This window comes from Arthrobacter sp. SLBN-112 (assembly GCF_030944625.1).
Taxonomy (GTDB): Bacteria; Actinomycetota; Actinomycetes; order Actinomycetales; family Micrococcaceae; genus Arthrobacter.
Genome location: NZ_JAUSXY010000001.1, coordinates 339,855 through 360,104 on the forward strand (window position 1 = coordinate 339,855; position 20,250 = coordinate 360,104).

Here is a 20,250-nt window from a genome sequence, read left to right on the forward strand (position 1 = left end):
TCCGTTCCCACGGGTCCGTTCCCAATAGGTGACAGCACGCTGTTGGCACAGCGGAGGCTGCGATGCGACTCATTGTGGACGCCATGGCGGCCTCTGTAAAGGCACAGCAGCTGTTCCGGCCCGGACAGTGTCAGGCAGGCTTGCGCGCCCTGGTGCTGGTCTTTGCGGGCGGCTTGTTGTCTGCTGTGCCGGCGGATTTGGTGGTGGAGGATTTGGTGCCTGTGGCTTTGGCAGCAGTCTTGGCCGCCGGCTTCGCGGCAGCCTTGGTGGCGGGGGCCTTGCCGGCCTGCCTCGTGGCGGCCGGCTTTGCATCGTCCGTACCTGTCTTGGCGGCCGTCCTGGAGGCCGTTGTCCTGGAGGAGGCCGTCCTGGTGCTGGCGCTCCCGGACGCGGCCGCCTTGGTGCCGGCTGCCTTGCGTGCGGGCTTGGCAGGTTCTTCTTCCCCGGTGTCCGCGCCGCCGTCGGAATCCCCGCCGGCGGCAGCCCCGCCGCGCTTCCGGTCCAGGCTCCGCTTGAGGGCCTCCATGAGGTCGATGACTTCGCCCTTGCCCCCCTCGCCGGCTTCGACGCCGAAGGTCTCCTCCGTGTCTAGCGATTCGCCCTGTTCGAGCTTGGCCTCGATGAGCTGGCGGAGCTGCACCTGGTAGTCATCCGTGAAGGAGGCGGGCTCGAAGTCGGCAGCCATGGACTCCACCAAAGCCGCGGACATGTCGCGTTCCTGGGCCGAGATCCTGATGTCGGCGTCAAGGGACGGGAAGCTGGCTTCCCGCACCTCATCAGGCCAGAGGAGCGACTGCAGCACCAGCACGTCGTCCTTGATCCGCAGGGCCCCCAGCCGCGTCTTCTCCCGCAGCGCGAACTGGACGATCGCCACCCGGTCCGTGTCCTCCAAGGCCCGGCGCAGCAGGACATATGCCTTGGGCGACTTGGAATCCGGCTCCAGGTAGTAGCTCTTCTCGAACATCATGGGTTCGAGCTGTTCGGACGGCACGAATTGCACCACCTCGATCTCGTGGCTGTTCTCGGCCGGAATGGACTTGAGCTCCTCCTTGGACAGCACCACGGTGCGGCCGTCCTCCTCGAACGCCTTCTCAATGTCCGAGTAGTCCACCACCTCGCCGCAGACCTCGCACCGGCGCTGGTAGCGGATCCTTCCGCCGTCGGCGTTGTGGACCTGGTGCAGACTGATGTCATGATCCTCAGTGGCGCTGTAGACCTTCACAGGCACGTTGACCAGCCCGAACGCGATGGCACCCTTCCAGATGGCTCTCATTCCTACAGTCAACATCAGAGCGGGCCGGAGGTGAAGACCTGTGGCCGGCAGTAGGGAACGTGTCCGGGTGGCGGGGCGCGAATTGACGCTCACCAACCTGGACAAAATCATCTATCCGGAGACCGGCACCACCAAGGCTGACGTGCTGGCCTACTACGCAGCGGTGGCCCACGTCCTGATCCCGGCGGCGGCAAACCGTCCGGCCACCCGCAAGAGATGGGTCAACGGGGTGGGCACGGCGGACAAGCCCGGCGAGGTGTTCTTCCAGAAGGACCTGGAGGACTCCGCCCCTGGTTGGCTGCCGCGGGCCGCGATCACCCATAAGGACCGGACCATCCACTACCCCTTGGTCAATGACGCCGCCACGCTGACGTGGTTCGGCCAGATCAATTCCCTTGAAATCCACGTGCCGCAGTGGCGGGTGGATGCGCACGGCAACCAGCTGAACCCGGACCGGCTGGTGCTGGACCTGGACCCGGGCGAGGGGGCGGGCCTGCCGGAATGCCGCGAGGTGGCACTGCTGGCCAGGTCCATCCTGGAGGACGTGGGACTGGAGCCCGTGCCGGTCACCAGTGGCAGCAAGGGCATCCACCTCTACGCCGCGCTTGACGGTTCCCAGACCTCGGACCAGATCTCAGCTTTCGCCCGGGAACTGGCCCGGGCGCTCGAGGCGGACCACCCGGACCTCGCGGTCAGCGACATGAAGAAGACGCTCCGCAAGGGCAAGGTGCTGGTGGACTGGAGCCAGAACAACGCGGCGAAAACCACTGTGGTCCCGTACTCGTTGCGGGGCCGCCCCACGCCCATGGTGGCCGCACCGCGGACGTGGCGGGAAATCGAGTCTCCCCGGCTGAAGCACCTGGACTACCAGGAGGTGCTGCGGCGGGTGCGGGACGGCAAGGACCCGTTCGCCGTCGTCGTCAACGCTGCGGCCGGCGCGGAGCAACAGGAGGACGGGCACGACGGCGACCCCCGACTGGGCGCGTACCGCTCCATGCGGGACCCCCAGGCGACGCCGGAACCTTTCGCGGGCATCCCGACGGGCGGGAACGCGTTCGTCATCCAGGAACACCACGCCAGCCGGCTGCACTGGGACCTGCGCCTGGAGCACGAGGGCGTCATGGCGTCCTGGGCGTTGCCCAAGGGTGTCCCGGAATCCGGCGGCAAGAACCATTTGGCGGTCCAGACCGAGGACCATCCGATGGACTACCTCACCTTCCACGGGACCATTCCCAAAGGGCAGTACGGGGCCGGCGAGATGACCATCTGGGACACCGGCACCTATGAACTGCACAAGTGGATCAACGGCAAGGAAGTCATCGTCACCCTGACCGGATCCGACGGCGGCGGGCTGGGCGGCGCCAGGAAACTCGCACTCATCCACACCGGCCGCGGCCAGGGCAAGGACGCGGAAAAACAGTGGCTCATCCACCTGATGGACCCGGAACACCCGGGTGGACGACGACGGCACGCGGCCCAGGCAGTAACAGAGCCTTCCCCGGAAGCCGGCGCGGGCGAAACGGCCCAGGCTGCGGGGGCCGCCCGGGCCGCGGAGCCCACCACGGAGACGTCCGCAGACCCCGCCGAGTACCGGCCCATGATGGCGACGGCGGGCACCGAGGCAGACCTGCGCGGCAGCACATGGCAGTACGAACTCAAGTGGGACGGGGTCCGGGCCATCCTGGTGGCTGACACGGAGAAGATCCGCATCCTGAGCCGCAACGGCAACGACGTCACCAAGACCTACCCGGAGCTCACGGACCGCGCCTGCTGGCCGGAGCAGCCGTTCGTGGCCGACGGCGAGATCATCGCCGTCGGGCCCGGCGGCAGGCCCGACTTTGGACTCCTGCAGGGCCGGATGAAACTCACCCGGGCCGCCGACGTCGCCAAGGCCCGCACCGCCATCCCCGTGCGGCTGATGCTGTTCGACCTCCTCTTCGAAGACGGGAAGGACCTGCGGCGCCTGCCGCTCAGCCAGCGGCGCCGGCGGCTGGAGGAGTTCTTCCGGCCGTCAGACTGTCCGGTGGACCTGTCAATGGTGCTGGACGAACCCGTGGGGCTCCTCCTCGAAAGCGCCAGGGAACTGGGCCTCGAAGGGGTGATGGCCAAACGGACCGACAGCCGCTACGTGACCGGGCAGCGGACCCGGACCTGGGTCAAACTCAAGTTTGAGCAGACCCAGGAAGTGGTGGTGGGCGGCTGGCGGCCGGGGAAAGGCGGGCGGGAGGAGACGGTGGGCTCACTGCTGGTGGGGATACCGGATGGAGACAAACTGCAGTACGTGGGCCGGGTTGGCAGTGGTTTCAGTACCCGCGAACTCTCGGAACTGCGGCAAACCGTGGAACGGCTGGGCCGGAAGACGTCCCCGTTCCATGACGTCCCCCGGCCGGACGCAGCCGACGCGCACTGGGTGGCCCCGGACCTGGTGGGCGAGGTGACCTACAGCGAGTGGACCGGGCCGGGCCGGCTGCGGCACCCGCGGTGGCGGGGCTGGCGCGTGGACAAGGACCCGGCGGAGGTGGTCCGGGAATGATGACCCCGTTTCCGACGCCAAAGGCCGCCGGCGACGCAGAAATTACCTGGCGCCCACGAAATTTTCGGGGCGCCAGGTAATTTGCGTGTCGATTCGTAAGTGGCCGTTGCCGGACCGCTACGAGGAGTGCGGCATCTGCGGCCGGCCGGTCCTGTGGACGGCCGTTACGGCTGCCTCGTGGCCCATTCGTCCGTGGCCGGCACCCCGGTCCTTCGGGTGCCGTCGCTTGCCGCTGCCGTCCGGCCATGCATTCTGCTGTGCCACGGGGATGGCCCCGGTTGTCGCGGGACCCGGGGTGACCGGTGCGTCCATGGCAGCAGCAAGGTGGTCGGCCACCTCTGGCCTGATGTGGAACTGGTTGGAGTTTTCACCCATTTGTTTCTTCCCTTCTTTCCTTCGTTCTTCCTTGAAACGAAACGCCGGCTGGAGCGCCCGGGCGTGCGCGGACAATTACCCGAAAAGAAGTGTTTTCATCGCTCTACCATAGGCACGTCGAGGACTCCTGTGAACCCCTCCAAAGGCGGTGACCGCGCTCACTTCCGCGGGCATTATCACCAAAAAATGGAACCTGAAACGGTTTCGGATGGAAAAGTTTTGGGAAGTGCACCGTTGATCAGCCTGCTTCCCAGTCGTAGCGCGGGAAAACGCGGGACAAAATTCTTCGGATCCGGCCCCTGGACGGCCCCAAAAGGGCGCACCCTACGCCATGAAACTGTCGCCACGCCACAGGGATCCCGTAAAATTGAAGGCCTGCCCGGAGCGGGGCAGCTACAAGTCGCAAGCAATTGACCTCCATAGGAGTCGCCCAAATGCCCACAGACCGAAGCAGTATCAACTTCCCAGCAGGCGCCCGGAACGCCAGCGGAACAGACCCGATTGCCGCCACGGCAGCCAAGAAGCCCAGGCTCCTGCCGCGCCGTCGGCTGAAGGAATCCGACGTTAACGTTGTTGACCAGCCGATGCTTAAGAAAGCACTCGGCGGAACCATCGTGGGTAATACGATGGAATGGTACGACGTCGGTGTGTTCGGCTACCTGATCACCACCATGGGTCCGGTGTTCCTGCCTGAGGCTGACAAGTCCGTCCAGACCCTGTTCCTGCTCGGCACCTTCGCCGCCACTTTCATCGCCCGCCCCCTCGGTGGAGTTGTGTTCGGCTGGCTCGGCGACAAGATCGGCCGCCAGAAGGTCCTCGCCGCGACGCTCATGATCATGGCGGCCAGCACTTTCGCCGTCGGACTCCTGCCGGGTTACGCCCAGATCGGCATTTGGGCTGCGGTCCTGCTGGTCCTGTTCAAGGTAATCCAGGGCTTCTCCACCGGCGGCGAGTACGCCGGTGCCACAACCTTCGTAAGCGAGTACGCCCCTGACAAACGGCGCGGATTCTTTGCCAGCTTCCTGGATATGGGCAGCTACCTCGGCTTCGCCGCCGGCGCCGCCCTTGTGTCCGTACTGCAGCTGACCCTCGGCCAGGACACCATGGAGCAGTGGGGCTGGCGCATTCCGTTCCTGCTGGCCGGTCCGCTGGGCCTGATTGCCGTTTACTTCCGGAGCAAGATCGAGGAATCCCCCCAGTTCCAGGCCACCCTGGATGCCCAGGAGAACCTCGCCAAGGATGCCGCCGCCGGTGACATGGCCGCGTCCAAGGGCCCCGTGGGCATCGTGAAGGCCTACTGGCGCTCCATCATCGTCGCCATGATCCTGGTAGCCGCGGCCAACACGGCCGGCTACGCCCTGACGTCGTACATGCCGACCTACCTGACCGAGTCCAAGGGCTACGACGAGGTGCACGGCACCCTGCTGACCATCCCCGTGCTGGTCATCATGAGCCTGTGCATCCCGCTGACCGGCAAGCTCTCCGACCGGATCGGCCGCCGCCCCGTGCTGTGGATCGGCGCCCTCAGCACTGTCGTCCTGGCCGCCCCCGCATTCCTCCTGATCGGTGTCGGCGAGATCTGGTCCACGTTGGCAGGCCTCGCCCTGATCGCCTTCCCGGTGACGTTCTACGTGGCCAACCTGGCGTCGGCACTCCCGGCCCAGTTCCCGACGGCCAGCCGCTACGGTGCCATGGGCATCGCATACAACTTCTCTGTGGCCATCTTCGGCGGGACCACCCCGTTCATCGTTGCCGCCCTGATTAACGCCACCGGCAACGACATGATGCCGGCCTATTACCTGATGGCCACTTCGGCGATCGGGGCAGTGGCGATCTACTTCCTGAAGGAATCCGCCCAGATGCCGCTGCCGGGCTCCATGCCCAGCGTTGACACCCAGGCTGAGGCTAAGGAATTGGTGGCCACCCAGGATGAGAACCCCCTGATCAACCTGGACGAACTGCCGTTCGAGACCCAGGACGCGACTGATGCCGACATCCGCCGCGAGGTTCCGGCCGGAGCCTAAGCTCCCCCTGGGCATCCTTGCAGCCCACGCTCACAGGCCCGTTCCGTGGACTTCCTGCTGGAAGCACCGGGGCGGGCCTTGGCGTGGCCGCCGGATGTCCTTTTGTGTCCGCCTCCGCTGCGGCGAAATGACTCAGCCCAATGCCTGGTGATACGTTCCCAAGGGCCCCTTAGGGCGTCGGCACGGCAATAATACGGAATGGGTTCGGGACATGAAGCGCGTCATGGAGCAGGTACGCGCACTCCACCGGCTCGAGCCGGCCAACGCTGACCACCTAGCGGCGCTCCGGGTAGCGTTGAGCGTAGCCGTCCCCTCCCTGATCCTGCTGGCCATCGGCCGGACGGACCTCATCATCTATGCCGTGTTCGGGGCCCTCACCGGAATGTACGGCCGCTCGGAGCCGCACCAGCTGCGCCTCCGCCACCAAAGCCAGGCCGCTTTGGTGCTGCTCAGCGGAGTGGCCGTGGGGGTCGCGCTGTCCGTCAACCACCTCCATTCCTGGTGGCTGGTGGCCGTGGAAGCCACCCTTGCGGGAGTGGGGTCCGTCTACGCAGACCGTGTGCGGTTGAAACCCAACGGGCCCTTCTTTGGCATCCTGGCCCTGGGAGCCTGCGCTTCCGTTCCGGCTGCGGTTCCCTGGCACATTGCCATGCTCATCGCCGGCGGGTCGGCTTTGTTCTCCATCGCGGTGGGCTTCAGCGGCTGGATCCGGCGCAAGTCCTGGCAACCTGGCGCCACCAGGGCCGTGCCCCCTTCACCGGCCGGGCGGCGGAAACTGGTGGTCCACGCCGCAAGATACGTGACGGCGGTGGGTGCCGCCGGAACAATAGGCGTCCTCAGCGGCAGCGGCCACCCGCATTGGGCCATGGCCGCAGCAGCTGTGCCGCTCGCCGGCGCGGACCTTCCCAGCAGCGTCCGGCGCGGCATCCACCGCATCGTGGGGACGTTCCTTGGGCTGGCGGTGACCGCCGTCGTAATCCTTCCGGCCCCCTGGACGCTTGCCGGGCTGTACCCCGGTTTCCAGGAGCCTGTGCGCCAGGCCCAGGTCCTGGCCCTCCTGGTGATCCTGTTCCAGTTCGCCACCGAACTGTTCATGACCAGGCACTACGGTTTGGCGATGGTCTGGTTCACCCCGGTGATCCTGCTCATGACCCAGCTGGCCTCTCCTGTAGAACCGGGGGTCTTGATCCTGGAGCGGGCAGTGGAAACGCTGGTGGGCGCATTGCTGGGGATCCTGGTGGTGGTGGCGGTCCGGCGATCGGGGTCGCGAACGATGGCCTCCCTCGTGGGTCCGGCGCGGCTACCCCGGGTTGCGAACCGGCTTTGGTTTGCGCGCAGGTCCCGCCATTAGCCGCGCCGGCGCCAGCTTGGCCACGGCGGCCACCAGCTTGTAGCGCCTGGAAGGTATGGAGACCGCCTTGCCGCGCTCGTTGTCCGCCAGGCCCTCCCGCACCACCCGCTCCGCGCGCAGCCACGTCCAGGACGGGGCCACGGATTTGTCCATGCCCATCCGGTCGTGGAACTCCGTGTGCGTGAAACCCGGGCAAACCGCAGTGACCTTGATCCCGCGCTTGCGGTACGCCAGGTTGGCCCACCGGCTGAAACTGACCAGCCAGGCTTTCGCCGCCGAGTAGGTGCCGCGGGGAAGGAACGCGGCCACGCTGGCCACATTGATGATCCTGCCTTCCCCGCGCCCAAGCATCCCGCCCAGCGCCGCATGGGTGAGCACCATGGCCGTTTCCACGTGCAGCTTCAGGTGGTCTTTCTCCACCCCGACCGGGTTGTCCTCGAAGTTGTGCAGCAGCCCGATTCCGGCGTTGTTCACCAGGATCCCCACCGGGCGCCCGGCGTCCTGGAGGCGTTCGACGACGGCGGCGACGTCGGCGTCCCGCGTCAGGTCCGCGGGCAGCACCTCAGCCGTGGCCCCGTAGCGCCGGTGCAGGTCCGCCGCCGTTTCCTCCAGGCGCGAGGCGTTGCGCGCCACCAGGACCAGTTGGTGCCCCTGGGCCGCGAGCTGCTTGGCGAATTCGTATCCGAGCCCGGCGCTGGCCCCGGTGACAAGTGCGGTTGTTGGCGTCATGCTGCAAGCCTAACCAGCCGCTGGTGTTACCGGCCTGCGAACCGGGCCAGCGGGTTGGCCAGCCGCCCGGCCATCTGCAACCCGCCGGAGGGATCGGAGAGATCGAGCATGTGCTGGTTGTTGCGCAGCTGCAGCCGGTTGAGGCAGGACAGGGGAAAGTCCGCGGCGAAGAGGTCGTGCCGGGCGAACTGGGCGGCGAGTCCGGGGTGCTCCGCCTGGTAGTCCCGGATGGCTGCCGCCGCGGTGCGCCAGAAGTCCTCCCGGGGCAGGGTGCCGTCTTCGTCCAGCAGCGCCGCGAGGAAGCGGAAAATGCAGTCGAAGATGTCGGTGAAAATCGCCAGCACCTTCTCCCCGTCCGGGATCGCGGCCTTGATCCTCGCGGCGTCCGCGGGCACCTCAACCCGGTCCCCCATCACGACGATTTCCTCGGCAATGTCCTTCATGACGGCACGGACGGGCACGCCGTTTTCGAGAACCAGGATGACGTTTTCGCCATGCGGCATGAACGCCAGCTCATAGCGGTAGAGGCAGTGCACCAGTGGAACGAGGTAGGCCTCGAAGTACCGCCGGAGCCACGTGGCGGGGGCCAGCCCCGAGCGCTCGATCAGGGCGGCGGCCATCGGCTTGCCTGCCCCGTCCACGTGCAGCAGAGACGCCATGGTGGCCAGCTGTTGGCCTTCGCGCAGCAACGGCACAGGGCTTTCCCGCCAGAGGGCGGACAGCATCTTCCGGTACGGTGAGCCTTCCGCGGAGCCGGCCTCGTACTGCGGGTTGTGGTATCCGATCGCGGCTACCTCGCCGATCATGGTGAACCCGCGCTGCTGCAGCGCCTGGTCTGAGCCGATCAGTTCCCGCAGCCAGTCGTTGATGGCGGGCGTCGCCTTCATATACTGCGGGGAGAGCCCGCGCATGAAGCCCATGTTCAGCACGGACAGGGCGGTCTTGACGTAGTTCTTCGCCGGTGCGCCGGTGTTGAAGAACGTCCGGATCGACTGCTGCGCCTGGTACGGATCGGTTCCGGCGCCCAGATGGACGATGCGCTGCCGGGCGATCTCCGCCGCGAACGTTACTGCCAGCTTGTTCTCCCACTGCCAGGGGTGCACCGGCATGAGGAAGTACTGCTCCGGGTCGAGTCCCTGCTCCTTCAGCGCGGCGTGGAACGTGCCCAGCAGAGGCCCGAGCTCGGCTCCGAGGTGCGTCCGGTAGTCCAGCCCGGCAGCCGAGGTGAAGACGGCGCAGCCGCGGTGCACGGCGACCCACTCCAAGTGCACAGGGGCACCGGTTTCGGGGGCGAAGGCGTGGTAGTCGCTGATGCCGAAGCCGAGGCGGCCGTTGTTGGCCACGAAGCCGGGGTGGCCCTCGGACATGCTGCGTTCGATGGCCTGGAAGTCGGCGGCAACGTCCGCGCCTCGGGTCACTCCTGCCGCCAGTTCCGCGGCGGTTGGCCGGCAGGCCGCTTGCTTGTAGGCGTGGCCGGCCAGCGTGCTGCTGATTTCTTCCAGGTAGACCGGAAGCATGGAGATGTTGATGCCAAGGGTTTCGTGGAAGGCCGTGATGAACTCCATGGCATCCAGCGGCGCCTCGGCGCCCTCATGGAAATGCCGGATGGAGCCGGCGTCGATGGACCAATGGTCCAGGTCAAGGATCCGCGCGTCGAAACGGTATTCGTGGGATCTGTCGTCGCTCACTACCCGGTAGCTGCCGGCGTGCTCCACGGCCGGGATGCGCTCCGGCGCAAGGATCCGCTCGTGCGAGAACTCAGCGAGCGCCTTGCGGAGCAGGTGCCGGTTGGCCGCCTCCCAGCGGAGGGGACTGAGGTGGGAAACTGCGGACGGAGAGGCAACTGCCCCGGCAGGGATGGTCGGGGCCGCTGGGGCTGCGGCGGGGTACAGGTCGGTGGTCATAGTGGTGCTCCATTGCTGTCGGAATAGTGGGCGGGCGGGGCAGGGGCGGTGAACGGGTTCGCGGCCCGGGCGGCGAGGTAGTCGTTCCGGCTGCAGAAGCTCAGCAGCGCGTCCTTGTCCGGGAGCGCCACCACACCGGCCGGGCGAAAACCAAGCCGTTCGTTGAGGGCGTGAATCCTGGTGTTCCGGACGTCCGGTTCCACCACGATCCGGTCCACCCCGGGCTTGGCGAACAGCCGGGCCAGGACTGCGTCCATGACGGCCGTGGTGAAGCCGGATTCCGGGGCGTTCGACGGCGGAGCGACCAGCAGGTGCATCCCCGCGTCGCCGGGCCGTACCGGGTATGCCGTTGCCAGCGGCGAGGACGCTGGCAGGTATTCCTCAACGAGGAAAGCCGGGACGCCGGCGTCGAGCCCCAGCAGGGCGTGGTGGTGTCCGCTCGCCTGGATGGCGGCGTACTCGTCGGCGACGTCGTCAACGCCGGCGGCCAGCATTCCCCAGAAGGAGGCGTAGGGGCGCGTGACCCAGCTGTGCAGGAGCGCGGCGTCGCCCCGGGGCTCGACGCAGCGGAACGTGAACCTCATGCCGGTACCTGCACCGTGATGCCGGCGGGCGCACCGAACTGCTGGAAGGCGATGCTCCGTTCCACGGGGTACACCTCCCGGCCGGTGATCTCCCGCAGGATGCACGAGTTGCGGTACGCACCCATGCCGAGATCCGGAGTGGCGAACCCGTGGGTGTGCAGCTCTGCGTTCTGCACGAAGATCTCCCCCGGCACCACCCCGGTGCTGTAGTTGCGGTCCACCGCAAAGCGGCCCGCACTGTCCCGGGCAATGCGGTCCCGGATGCCCGAGAGGAACTCCGGTTCCCGGTAGCCGTAGCCGGTGGCGAACACCACGGCTTCGCTGTCCAGGCTGTAAGCGGCGCCCTGCTCGTCGTGGTGCAGGTGCAGGGTGTGCGTTCCGGCGGCCGCATCCCATCCGGCGGCGGTGAGCGTGGAATGGGTCAGCAGCCGCGTGGCCACCATCCCGGAGAGGCTCCTGGTGTAGAGGAGGTCGTAGATTGCGTCGATCAGGTCTGAGTTGATCCCCTTGTACAGGTTCTTCTGAGCCTTGTTGAGGTGGTCGCGGCGTTCCTGCGGGAGGCCATGGAAGTAGTCAACGTACTCGGGCGAGGTCATTTCCAAGGTCAGCTTGGTGTACTCCAGCGGGAAGAACCGGCCGGAGCGGGTCACCCAGTCCAGCCGGTAACCGTGGATGTCCGCTTCCTGCAGGAGCTCGTAGTAGATCTCCGCCGCACTCTGCCCACTGCCGATAATGGTGATGCTGCGCCGCTGCTGCAGCTCCGCCTTCCGTGCCAGGTAGTCGGCGTTGTGGAAGGCCACTCCCCCGCGGCCGGCGGCGGCATCGGCCATAATGCCCCGGCCGGCCTCGGGCACGTACGGGCTGGTGCCGGTGCCCAGCACCAGCCGCCGCGCCGAAAGTACCTCCCTCCCGCCTGGACCGGAGGCGGCCAGCCGGTACACGCCGTCGTCGTACGCCGCTTCCAGCACGGTTGTGCCAAAACGCACGGAAGCCAACTGCCCGGCCACCCATTGGCAGTACTGGTTGTATTCGGCGCGCAGCGGGTAGAAGTCCTCGCGGATGTAGAAGCGGTACAGCCGCCCGGTCTGCTTGAGGAAGTTCAGGAACGAGTAGGGCGACGTGGGGTCCGCCATGGTCACCAGGTCCGCCATGAAGGGAACCTGCAGGTGGGCCGGTTCCAGCATCATCCCGGGGTGCCAGTCGAAGGTTTCGCGCTGCTCCAGGAAGACGCCGGCCAGGCCCTCCACCGGTTCAGCCAGGGCGGCCAGGCCAAGGTTGAAGGGCCCGACGCCGATGGCGGCGAAATCGTGGATGGCACCGTCCGCGGGGGTGCTCATGCGGCGGCTCCGTCCCGCAGGATTTCCGCGCCGGTGCGGCGCAGGAGCGTGATGATTCCGGCGATGTCCTCGAGCGTGGCCTCGGCATTGAGGAGGGTGAATTTCAGGTAATGGTGGCCGCCCACTGTGGTGCCGGCAACCACTGCCTGGCCGGAAGCGAAGACCGCCGCGCGCACTGCCGGGTTGAGCGCATCCGCGGCGTCTTCACTGAGCCGCTGCCCACTGGCCAGCCGCGGGCGGTAGCGGAACACGAGGGTGCTGAGATGCGGCGGTGCGGCGAGCTCGAAGTCGTCATCGGCGTCCAGGAGCGGGCCCACGCGCCCGGCGAGGTCGATGGCTTCGTCGAACAGCGCGCCGAGGGCGTCCGCCCCCATGACGCGGAGCGTCAGCCACAGTTTGAGGGCGTCGAAGCGGCGGGTGGTCTGGAGGCTCTTGTCCACCTGGTTGGGAATGTCCGCGAGGGCGGCGCTTTCGGGGTTCAGGTAATCGGCGTAGTAGGTGACGTGCCGCAGCATGGCCCGGTCCCTGACCAGCAGCGCGCTGGAACTGACGGGCTGGAAGAAGGTCTTGTGGAAGTCCACTGTGACCGAGTCGGCGAGCCGGGTTCCGTCCAGGAGGTGCCGGTACCGGCCGGAGACCATCAGGCCGCCGCCGTAGGCGGCATCGACGTGGAACCAGGCGCCGGACGTGCGGGCCAGGGCAGCGAGCTCTGCGAGCGGGTCCACCGCGCCAAAGTCGGTGGTCCCGGCGGTTGCCACCACGGCCATCGGCACCAGGCCGGCGTCGCGCGCTTCCGCCATGGCGGCCGCCAGGGCGGCGGGGTCCAGCCGGCGGTCCGGCGTGCAGGGGACGCTGATGACGGCGTCGAATCCGAGGCCCAGCATCGCGGCCGATTTTTGGATGCTGAAGTGGCTGTCCTCGGACGCGAAGATCCGGAGTGTATCCAGCAGCGCCGGCAGGCGGAGACCGCGGCGGGCCGGGTCCTGGCGGAGGCCTGCCACGGCGTGGTTACGGGCGATCAGCAGCGCCTGCAGGTTGGACTGGCTGCCGCCGGAGGTGAAGATGCCGTCCGCGGTGGCACCAAGGTGCAGCCGCTGCGCGGTCCAGTCGATGAGGCGGCGCTCGATCATGGTGGCCCCGGCGCTCTGGTCCCAGGTGTCCAATGAGGAGTTGACGGCAGAAAGGACGGCTTCGCCCACCAGAGCGGGGATCACCACCGGGCAGTTGAGGTGTGCGGCGTATTTGGGGTCATGGAAGTAGACGGCGTCGCGCAGGTAGACCTCATCGAGCTCCTCCAGGGCGGCGGCGGTGTCCGGCAGCGGGGCATCCAGGTCAACCGCTCCCACGCGGGCCTCCAGCTCTGACGGTTCGACGCCGGTGAAGGGCCGGGTGGTCCGCTCCAGTTTGGTGGCCACCGCGTTGACACCCTGCAGGACCTGCGCCACGTACCGGGAAGAGTTCCTGGCATTGAAGAGGTGGTTGCTGGCCCCGAGCGCCAGTTCCAGCCGGGAGGCGAAGTCCTGGCCCGCGGGAAGGGCTGGCGGTTCCAGAGGGTCTGGTGAGTCATTCGCGGGAAGCGGTGGTTCCACGTGATGCGGGGCAGGGTGTGGCATCAACGGCATGGGTTTCCTTTGCTGGTCAGTGCCGGAGGGGCAGTGCTCGGACCGGGCAGGGCTGGAGCGGAAGGCTCTTTTGCTGCACGCTTGTAAGGCAAGCCTTACTTAGGTAACCCTTTTAATCAAACTTTTGTGATGTATTTCGTCGCCAGCCGCGAACACACCATCCCGGACCGTGCCCATATACCCCCCTCGACGCCAGGCTTGGGGTCACGCCGGCGGCGGGACTGCCAGCCGCTAAGGGGGAAGCATGGATCGGCAACAGGCACGCCTGGCAGTGGCAGCGGCAGGGCGGTTAAGCCCTGGAGTTCGGGCCTGCACACCAGCCTGCGGACCGGACGTTCCGACCGCCCTGACTTGTGCACTAATTAGTAAGCATGCTTTTCTTATGGGGTAGATGAACCTCCGCAAGCAGTTCGCGGCGGGACTGCCACCGCTGGCGGTTCCGTGAAAGAAGCCCAAGGAAGAACATGATGACCACCGCAATGGATGACCAGCTAATGGCGTTTGGGGAGCGCCGCGAGCCGGCTGAGCAGTTTCTGGCCACCACGGTACCTGTCGACGCAGGACTGCTGGTGACCCTCAATTCACGCATGCACTGCCGTACGCCGATGCAGCTTGTCGATCACGGGGAACTGCCGGTCCGGCAGCCCGTGTACGTTGACGGAACCTCCGTGGTCGCCCTGCGGCCGGAGGCGGCCGAAACCATCACCACTTACCGCTGCGCCTGCGGCTTCACCATCGACGTCCCCGGGACCGCCGTGGCGGTCAGCGACAAGGCCTTGGCCAGCTGACTCCCGGCTCCCGTGTGCGCCGGCCCCCGATCGGGGTCAGCGCTCGGGCCAATCCACGAACTGCTCGTAGCCCTCGTGCTTGCGGAGGTAGCTGGACATGAACGGGCAGTGCGGAATGATGCGTTTGCCGGTGGCCACCACGTCATCCAGGGCAAAATGGGCCAGCACCTTGCCCAGCCCTTGCCCCTCGAAGTCCTGGCCCGTCTCGGTGTGGGTGAAATCGATGTGACCTGGCAGGTCGTGGAAAAAGGCCTGGACGGCGAGCCTGCCGTCCACCAGGAGTTCATACCGGTGGTCCGCGTCGTTGCGCCTCAAGGTGACGTTGGGGGTGAACTTATCCTCTGTGGACATGGTGTTCTCGGTCATGGTTCGACACTGGCACTACTTCACCCCGCTGGCAATGCCCCTTCCGTCGCGCCTCCGGCGGGACGCGGTCCGGCCCGCGAGCCTGCTGCCACTCCGCGTCCCTGCCCCGCGCTGTGTCCCTGCCCCGAGCCGGGCAGCCTGCCCGCGTCGGAGCTTGGTCCCGGGCAGGCGCCGGCGCCGCAGCGGAAACCCGCCCAGGAGGATGATCGCCGCGGAAAAGCACAGCGTGCCGGCTGCCAGCAGCCCCAGTGACAGTCCGCTGAGGGCGGCGTCTGCCACGGGAATGAAGACCACCACGACGGCAGCCCCCGCCATGGCGGCCCGGCAGCGGAAGGTTTGCGCCGCCGTCGTCCGTTCCTCCAGCCGGCCAAAGGCTGCGGCCACCGGCAGGAGCAGGATCATCAGTGCCAGGACCACAAGGGGGCGCGACCACCACCATTCGGCCGTGCCGGAGTCCGGTTTGGGGATCGGCGCCAGGAGCAGCAACCCGGACATGGCGCCCAGCAGGGGCAGGTGCCACAGGTACACCGTCAGGGACCTGGCACCTGCCAGCGCCAGAAGCCGGCCAATCCAGCGGACCCCGGCCAGCGGCGCAAGGACCGGCCGCGCCAGTTCCATCACCGCCAGCTGGGAAACGCCCAGGATCATGAGGGTCAGGTTGGGCGGGTTGAGGTTGACCAGCATGTTTCCCCGGTACAGGCCCAACCCGGTCACGAGTCCGAGCAGCAGGTTTGCCGCCACGGCGAGGCCCAGAAGCCCGGAGCGGGAGAGGCGGGAAAAGTAGCCGTCTGCGGCCAGGAACCCCAGTTGCTGTACTGCGCACCACAAGAACACCAGGTTGGCGTTGGCGAGGTCCGGGAGGGCGCCCCGCAGACAGTCCACGGCAACCACCAATGCGGTGAGCAGGCCGAGGACCAGCCAGGGTGCGCGGGCATGGAGCGCCGCCAGGACGGGGATGTTGAGTTGCGCCGCGAGGTAGGCCGCCAGGAACCACAATGGCATGGCCGCCCCGGTGGCCAGGAGTTGGACTACCTGCCGGTCCACGCCCAGCGCGGCCGCCATGGAGAGACCCGCCACCATCGTTGCCAGCAGAGCGGTGGCCGGGAGAACCAGGCGCAGGAGGCGCGCACGGATGAACTGGGCCGCGGTCCCGCCGCGGGCTTTGAGCCTGCGCCAGGACTGCAGGCCGGTGATGCCGCCGGTCACGAAGAACAGGGGCATGACCATGAAGATCCAGATAACGGGTTCAAACCAGTCCTGGCAGGGCGAGGGTGTTCTCCGTCGTCACGGTCCCGTCCGGGTGCAGGACCGGACTGACCATCATGGAATGGCCCACCACCACCAGGACCAGGCAGATCAACCGGACAAGGTCGATGGCCGGATCACGGTTGGCCGTGTCCGCCCCGGTTGCTGTCCCCCGCTCGCTTGCGCTCCGCACGGGTGGACCCTACAGAAGCCTGGCGTTGTCCACAGCACCATTGTGCTCCCGGCTCCCGCCTGGTTTAAGGACTAAACGTCCCTTCTGCTGCTATTGCAGGACCGCCACCAGGCCCAGGACGACGGCGAGCAGCGGCGTTACGCCCTGGGTGGCGGCCGCGCGGAGGTACTTGCGGCCGCTGAGGGCCAGGACCACGGCCGCCAGGAGCATGGAGCCGCAGCTGGAAAACACCAGGGTCCAGCCGGCCACATCCTGCGCGGGCCCGGCCCCGAACGCCACCAGGCCGATTCCAATCAAGGCCCCGACCGCCAGGAACAGGTTGTAGAACCCCTGGTTGTACGCCAGCGGCCTGGTGATCTCGGCATGCTCCTGGGACCCGATGCTGAAGCGTTTCCAGGTGGCGGGCCGTGTCCAGGTCACGGATTCCATGGTGAAGATGAAAACGTGCAGCGCCGCAGCAAGGAAGGCAAAAAAGAGGGAGGCCAGGATCATGGCTCGATCCTAGCCTCCCCCTTCACGGGACGGTCCTACCGCGCCAGCGTGGCCAGCGTTGCGGTGGCGAATTCCTTGGCGGAGTGGTTCCACCGGGCCAGCAGGCCCTGCAGGTTTTCGCCGTCCGCGCGGTGGTCGGGCAGCTGGTCCTGGAGGGTGGCCAGCACGCCGGTCCTCAGTTCGGTGTTGAAGTTGACCTTGCCAACGTTCATCGCCGCGGCTTTGACCAGTTCCCCGGCGGGGATGCCGGAGGCACCGTGCAGCACCAGCGGAATGTGGACGCGCGCCGCAATGTCCTGGAGCACATCCCACCGCAGCCGCGGCTCGCCCTTGTACTTGCCGTGGACATTGCCCACGGCCACGGCGAGCAGTTCCGCGCCGGTGCGGGACACGAAGTCCTCCACCTGCGCGGAGTCAGTCAGGCCCGCAACGTCCGCGCCGAACTGGTCGGCGGAAAAGGCGCGGTCCTCGTCGCCGGCCAGGCCGCCAAGTTCCGCTTCGAGCACCACGTCGGCGCCCAGCAGGGCACGGGCCGCCCGGACCAGGGCAATGTTGTCCTCGCAGGGAAGGGACGAACCGTCGGCGAGGACGGAATCCGCCCCTGCCGCGACGGCGTCGGCCATCACCTTCAGGTCGCTGGCGTGGTCAAGCTGCACTGCCACCGGCACCGCGGCGGTATCCGCCAGGGTGCGGAGCGCCGCGATGAGCCGGAGCCCGTTCGCGGTGGCGGCGGTCTTGGGCGCCACCAGCAGGATGGCGCCGCGTCCTGCTTCCTCTGCGGCGGCCACCACGGCCAGCGCGGTGGTGAAGTCGTAGCAGGTGAAGGCCGGCACAGCGGAACCCTGCTGCAGGGCGGAGGTGACCAGGTGGTCCAGTCGGGTACGCATCAGACGCCCAGGCCTCCCACCAGGATCCAGGCTACGAAGGTCAGCGCGAAGCCGGCCAGGCCCAGGATGGTGGTCAGGACGGTCCACGTCTTCAGGCCGTCGGAGACGGTCAGGCCGTAGTAGCGCACCACCACCCAGAAGCCGGCGTCTGTTACGTGGGACAGGCCCAGGGCGCCGAAGCCGATGGCGATCACGATCACGGCGATCTGTGCAGGGCTGTAGCCGCCACCGCTGACCGCTGCGGACAGCAGGCCGGTGGTGGTCACGATGGCCACTGTGGCCGAACCCTGGGCGGCACGCAGTGCCAGGGAAATGATGAAGCCGAGCAGCAGCAGCGGCACGCCGAGCGTGTCCAGCGTCTTGGAGAGTGCCCCGCCGATGCCCGAGACCTGCAGCACGTTGCCGAACACGCCGCCGGCGGCCACCACCATCAGGATGGAGGCGATGGGCGGGAGGGAGCCTTCGAAGATTTCGCCGGTTTCCCGGAAGGACCAGCCGCGGCGGACGGCCAGCAGGAAGAAGGACAGCGCCACGGCCACCAGGAGGGCCAGGAACGGGTTGCCGATGAAGGATGCCAGGCCGTACAGGGGATCGCTCTTGGGGATCACGAGCGTGCCAACCGTGCCGAGCAGGATCTGCACGATCGGGGCGGCGATCAGGAAGATGATCAGGCCCGGCCGCGGCGGTGCAATGGCGGCGGCACCGGGGCCGTCGTGGCCCACCTTGACCAGCGAGTCGGAGCCGAACTCCTCCACCTGGGTCTTCACGGCCGGCAGGAGTTCGTAGTCCTTGCGGTTCATGATGGAGGCCACCCAGTAGGAAAGGAAGCCCAGCGGTACGCAGATCAGCAGCGAGATCAGGGCGATCAGTCCGATGTCGGCGCCGAGCACGCCGGCGCCGGCAACGATTCCGGGGTGCGGCGGGACGGCGACGTGGATGGAGAGCATGATGCCGGCCATGGGCAGGCCGAACTTCACCGGGTGGACCTTGGCGATCTTGGCGAAGGCGTAGACGATGGGCACCAGCACGATGATGCCCACTTCGAAGAAGACCGGGATGGCCACCAGGAAGCCGACGGCGGTCAGCGCCACCGCCACCCGGCGGGCGCCGAGCTTGCGGGTGAAGTGGTCCGCGAGGGACTGGACGCCGCCGGAGACCTCGATCATGCGGCCCAGCACGGCGCCGAGCGCGATCAGGATGGCGACCTTGCCCATGGTGCTGCCCACGCCGCTGGAGACCACTGTGAAGATGTCCTGCAGCGGGATGGTGGCGGCCACGGCAACCAGGATGCTGACCGTGAGCAGGGCCACGAAGGCCTGGATCTTGAAACGGATGATCATCACCAGCAGGATGGCGATGCCCACCGCTGCGATGGTGAGGAGTACCGGGGTGCCCAGCTCAACGGCGGGCTTAATGGCCGGAGCGTCGGCCGCCCGCTGTATCAGCGGACTCATCAGGTGGTTCACGGGGAGTTGTCTCCTTTGACGGGCCGGCCCCGGGGCAGGTCGGCATCACGGAATGGTGGGGTGGGGATAAAACGTTGCGGGACTGCGCCGGCAACGCTGGGAGGTACGACGACGGCGGAGGGGGGACCGCCGTCGTCGTACCTTTAGTGCCGCAAGGGCGGGAGGGGTGGCTTACTTGGTGCGCTTGGCGGGGGCGACCACCTTGATGACGGCGGAGTCATCAGCGGCGGCGAGGCCTTGGGCCTGGCCCAGCAGGTACAGCTGCTCGGCGGCGGCGGCAACGGGGGCTGCCAGGCCGGCGGCGCGGGTGGCTTTGCCCACGATGCCCATGTCCTTGACGAAGATGTCCAGGCGGGACAGGACCTCGGCGCCTTCCTCGTTGTAGGCCTCGAGGATGCGCGGGCCGCGGTTGGAGAGCATGAAGGAACCGGCGGCGCCGGCTTCGAGGGCGGCGAGGGTCTTGGCCTGGTCCAGTCCCAGCGCGTCGGCCAGGGCCAGGGCCTCGGCGGCGGCGGCGATGTGGACGCCGCAGAGGAGCTGGTTGACGGTCTTCACGGCCTGGCCGTCGCCGGGGTTGTCGCCCACCACGGTGAGGGTGGAGGCGAGCAGGTCCAGGGCCGGTGCGGCCTTTGCGCGGGCTTCGGGGGAAGCGCCGACGACGATCAGCAGGTCGCCTTCGCCGGCGCGCTTGGGGCCGCCGGAGAGCGGGGCGTCCACCAGGTCCACGCCGTATTCGGCCAGCTTGGCCACGGTGGCGGGGATGGCGTCGGTGCCCACGGTGCTGCCGAGGATGACGACGGCGCCCGGCTCGAGGACCGAGGCCACGCCGTTTTCGCCGAAGAGGACGTCATTGAGCTGTTCGCCGTTACGGACGGCCAGGAGGACGGCGTTGGCACCCTTGGCGGCTTCGCGGGCCGTGGTGAAGGTGGCGATGCCGGCTTCCCGGGCGAGCTCCAGGCGGGGCTCGGCGATGTCGAAGCCGTGGACGGTCAGCTGCGAGGCCAGGCGGGTGGCCATGGGCAGGCCCATGGCGCCGAGGCCCAGGACGGTGACGGTGTAGTTGCTGGTCATGGTGTTCTCC

General features: G+C 67.6%; 16 protein-coding genes and 1 pseudogene. 4 read left to right on the forward strand and 13 right to left on the reverse strand.

The window, feature by feature from the left end; translation table 11 throughout:
• Positions 1-130: 130 nt before the first annotated feature.
• On the reverse strand, positions 131-1,273 hold the full coding sequence (locus QF050_RS01595) for a Ku protein (RefSeq protein ID WP_308928849.1): 1,143 nt from the start codon (positions 1,271-1,273) through the stop codon (positions 131-133).
• A 40-nt stretch (positions 1,274-1,313) separates the two neighbouring features.
• Between QF050_RS01595 and QF050_RS01600 the strand changes: the two genes are divergently transcribed.
• Complete coding sequence (locus QF050_RS01600) at positions 1,314-3,806, forward strand: ATP-dependent DNA ligase (protein ID WP_308928850.1); 2,493 nt, start codon at positions 1,314-1,316, stop codon at positions 3,804-3,806.
• 117 nt (positions 3,807-3,923) lie between these two features.
• Here QF050_RS01600 and QF050_RS01605 read toward each other — a convergent pair whose 3' ends face one another.
• Positions 3,924-4,181, reverse strand: a complete 258-nt coding sequence (locus QF050_RS01605) for a hypothetical protein (RefSeq protein WP_308928851.1) — start codon at positions 4,179-4,181, stop codon at positions 3,924-3,926.
• Between the two features lie 434 nt (positions 4,182-4,615).
• Between QF050_RS01605 and QF050_RS01610 the strand changes: the two genes are divergently transcribed.
• Together QF050_RS01610 and QF050_RS01615 are read left to right on the forward strand one after the other, a co-directional pair.
• Entirely contained in the window at positions 4,616-6,205 is a 1,590-nt protein-coding gene (locus QF050_RS01610) for an MFS transporter (protein WP_308928852.1), read from the forward strand.
• A 211-nt stretch (positions 6,206-6,416) separates the two neighbouring features.
• The gene (locus tag QF050_RS01615) at positions 6,417-7,556 is read left to right on the forward strand and encodes an FUSC family protein (protein WP_308928853.1); all 1,140 of its coding nucleotides are present in this window, start codon (positions 6,417-6,419) and stop codon (positions 7,554-7,556) included.
• On the opposite strand, the gene QF050_RS01620 is transcribed toward QF050_RS01615, so the two are convergent.
• Genes QF050_RS01620 through QF050_RS01640 form a run of 5 tightly spaced genes read right to left on the reverse strand, consistent with a single transcriptional unit; the run spans position 7,506 to position 13,732 of the window.
• Entirely contained in the window at positions 7,506-8,285 is a 780-nt protein-coding gene (locus QF050_RS01620) for an SDR family oxidoreductase (protein WP_308928854.1), read from the reverse strand. The two genes, QF050_RS01615 and QF050_RS01620, sit on opposite strands and share 51 nt — an antisense overlap.
• Positions 8,286-8,311: 26 nt before the next feature.
• A complete protein-coding gene (locus QF050_RS01625) occupies positions 8,312-10,189 on the reverse strand; it encodes an IucA/IucC family siderophore biosynthesis protein (protein ID WP_308928855.1) in 1,878 nt (625 codons plus the stop codon).
• The gene (locus tag QF050_RS01630; protein WP_308928856.1) at positions 10,186-10,773 is read right to left on the reverse strand and encodes a GNAT family N-acetyltransferase; all 588 of its coding nucleotides are present in this window, start codon (positions 10,771-10,773) and stop codon (positions 10,186-10,188) included. Before QF050_RS01630 ends, QF050_RS01625 begins: the two co-directional genes overlap by 4 nt.
• Positions 10,770-12,110, reverse strand: a complete 1,341-nt coding sequence (locus QF050_RS01635; protein ID WP_308928857.1) for a lysine N(6)-hydroxylase/L-ornithine N(5)-oxygenase family protein — start codon at positions 12,108-12,110, stop codon at positions 10,770-10,772. Before QF050_RS01635 ends, QF050_RS01630 begins: the two co-directional genes overlap by 4 nt.
• Entirely contained in the window at positions 12,107-13,732 is a 1,626-nt protein-coding gene (locus QF050_RS01640; protein WP_308928858.1) for an aspartate aminotransferase family protein, read from the reverse strand. Before QF050_RS01640 ends, QF050_RS01635 begins: the two co-directional genes overlap by 4 nt.
• A gap of 464 nt (positions 13,733-14,196) precedes the next feature.
• Here QF050_RS01640 and QF050_RS01645 point away from each other — a divergent pair, with 464 nt between their 5' ends.
• Positions 14,197-14,520: a hypothetical protein gene (locus QF050_RS01645; RefSeq protein ID WP_308928859.1), complete on the forward strand. Its 324-nt coding sequence runs from the start codon at positions 14,197-14,199 to the stop codon at positions 14,518-14,520.
• A 36-nt stretch (positions 14,521-14,556) separates the two neighbouring features.
• Here the strand turns inward: QF050_RS01645 and QF050_RS01650 are convergent, their stop codons facing one another.
• From QF050_RS01650 to QF050_RS01675, 6 genes and pseudogenes are all read right to left on the reverse strand, one after another.
• A complete protein-coding gene (locus QF050_RS01650; protein ID WP_018763726.1) occupies positions 14,557-14,886 on the reverse strand; it encodes a GNAT family N-acetyltransferase in 330 nt (109 codons plus the stop codon).
• Between the two features lie 15 nt (positions 14,887-14,901).
• Positions 14,902-16,324: pseudogene (locus QF050_RS01655) on the reverse strand (acyltransferase).
• A 90-nt stretch (positions 16,325-16,414) separates the two neighbouring features.
• The gene (locus QF050_RS01660) at positions 16,415-16,816 is read right to left on the reverse strand and encodes a DUF1304 domain-containing protein (protein WP_308928860.1); all 402 of its coding nucleotides are present in this window, start codon (positions 16,814-16,816) and stop codon (positions 16,415-16,417) included.
• Positions 16,817-16,851: 35 nt separating this feature from the next.
• Positions 16,852-17,703 carry a class II fructose-bisphosphate aldolase gene (locus tag QF050_RS01665; RefSeq protein WP_308928861.1) on the reverse strand — a complete coding sequence of 284 codons (852 nt, stop codon included), beginning with the start codon at positions 17,701-17,703 and terminating at the stop codon, positions 16,852-16,854.
• Positions 17,703-19,169 (reverse strand): GntP family transporter, encoded by a 1,467-nt coding sequence (locus QF050_RS01670; RefSeq protein WP_308928862.1) that lies wholly within the window; start codon positions 19,167-19,169, stop codon positions 17,703-17,705. The genes QF050_RS01665 and QF050_RS01670 overlap by 1 nt, the downstream gene beginning before the upstream one ends.
• A gap of 171 nt (positions 19,170-19,340) precedes the next feature.
• A complete protein-coding gene (locus QF050_RS01675) occupies positions 19,341-20,240 on the reverse strand; it encodes an NAD(P)-dependent oxidoreductase (protein WP_308928863.1) in 900 nt (299 codons plus the stop codon).
• Between the last annotated feature and the right edge of the window lie 10 nt (positions 20,241-20,250).

Bases quoted from the DNA above. Each gene is read 5' to 3' on its own strand.
- QF050_RS01605 (WP_308928851.1), bottom strand. From the start codon at position 4,181: ATGGGTGAAAACTCCAACCAGTTCCACATCAGGCCAGAGGTGGCCGAC.
- QF050_RS01640 (WP_308928858.1), bottom strand. From the start codon at position 13,732: ATGCCGTTGATGCCACACCCTGCCCCGCATCACGTGGAACCACCGCTT.
- QF050_RS01595 (WP_308928849.1), bottom strand. From the start codon at position 1,273: ATGAGAGCCATCTGGAAGGGTGCCATCGCGTTCGGGCTGGTCAACGTG.
- QF050_RS01630 (WP_308928856.1), bottom strand. From the start codon at position 10,773: ATGAGGTTCACGTTCCGCTGCGTCGAGCCCCGGGGCGACGCCGCGCTC.
- QF050_RS01610 (WP_308928852.1), top strand. From the start codon at position 4,616: ATGCCCACAGACCGAAGCAGTATCAACTTCCCAGCAGGCGCCCGGAAC.
- QF050_RS01660 (WP_308928860.1), bottom strand. From the start codon at position 16,816: ATGATCCTGGCCTCCCTCTTTTTTGCCTTCCTTGCTGCGGCGCTGCAC.
- QF050_RS01645 (WP_308928859.1), top strand. From the start codon at position 14,197: ATGATGACCACCGCAATGGATGACCAGCTAATGGCGTTTGGGGAGCGC.
- QF050_RS01615 (WP_308928853.1), top strand. From the start codon at position 6,417: ATGAAGCGCGTCATGGAGCAGGTACGCGCACTCCACCGGCTCGAGCCG.
- QF050_RS01625 (WP_308928855.1), bottom strand. From the start codon at position 10,189: ATGACCACCGACCTGTACCCCGCCGCAGCCCCAGCGGCCCCGACCATC.
- QF050_RS01665 (WP_308928861.1), bottom strand. From the start codon at position 17,703: ATGCGTACCCGACTGGACCACCTGGTCACCTCCGCCCTGCAGCAGGGT.
- QF050_RS01675 (WP_308928863.1), bottom strand. From the start codon at position 20,240: ATGACCAGCAACTACACCGTCACCGTCCTGGGCCTCGGCGCCATGGGC.
- QF050_RS01620 (WP_308928854.1), bottom strand. From the start codon at position 8,285: ATGACGCCAACAACCGCACTTGTCACCGGGGCCAGCGCCGGGCTCGGA.
- QF050_RS01635 (WP_308928857.1), bottom strand. From the start codon at position 12,110: ATGAGCACCCCCGCGGACGGTGCCATCCACGATTTCGCCGCCATCGGC.
- QF050_RS01650 (WP_018763726.1), bottom strand. From the start codon at position 14,886: ATGACCGAGAACACCATGTCCACAGAGGATAAGTTCACCCCCAACGTC.